Here is a 699-nt window from a genome sequence, read left to right on the forward strand (position 1 = left end):
TCGGGGTCGGCGAAGGCGCGGTTGGCTGTGGTGGTGCGTCGCAGGACGGACCAGATGCCTTCGACCGGGTTGAGGTCGGGTGTGTAGGGCGGTAGTTGGAAGACGGTGAGCCAGTCGCGGTCGGCGATGTAGCGGCGCGTTCCGGCGGTGAGGTGGGTGTTGAGGTTGTCCCAGACCAACACGGTGGGGCCGCCGGGCTGCTGGTGGGCGGTCTGGATCAGGTCGCGGTAGTCCTTCCATGGGAAGCTCTTGCGTCCGTCGGGCCGGGCGTCCGGGCAGGGCCGGTGGATCAGCCGCGAGGGTTCGCCGGACTTGTAGCAGGCCAGGGCGGCCACCGATAAGCGGCGGCGGGAGCGGCCCCGGACGCGGATCACCGGGGTGTGGCCGCGGCGGGACCAGGTGCGGGTGGTCGGCGGCGTCATCGCCAATCCGGCCTCGTCCTCGAAGACGAGCCAGGCGTCGAGCGCCGCCACGGTCCTTCCACGTTCGGCCAGGTCTCCTTCACCCAGCCGGCCACCAGGTTCTCGTCCCGTTCGATCGCCCGCCGGGCGGGGACCTGGCAGCTCCATCCGTGCCGCTTGAGCAGGGCGGCCACCCCGTGCACGGTGTAGCTCTTGTGGAAGCGGCGCCCGATCAGCGTTTTGATCCGTGAGAGGGTCCAGGTCTGGTCCGGCCAGCCGTGTGCCACCGGGCCCTTGG

At 70.8% G+C, this 699-nt stretch carries 1 pseudogene; it reads right to left on the reverse strand.

Features of this window, described 5'->3' with window-relative positions:
- Positions 1-699: pseudogene (locus ACFQLX_RS25835) on the reverse strand (IS630 family transposase); the annotation flags it as partial.

The organism is Streptomyces polyrhachis (assembly GCF_042663125.1).
GTDB lineage: Bacteria > Actinomycetota > Actinomycetes > Streptomycetales > Streptomycetaceae > Streptomyces > Streptomyces polyrhachii.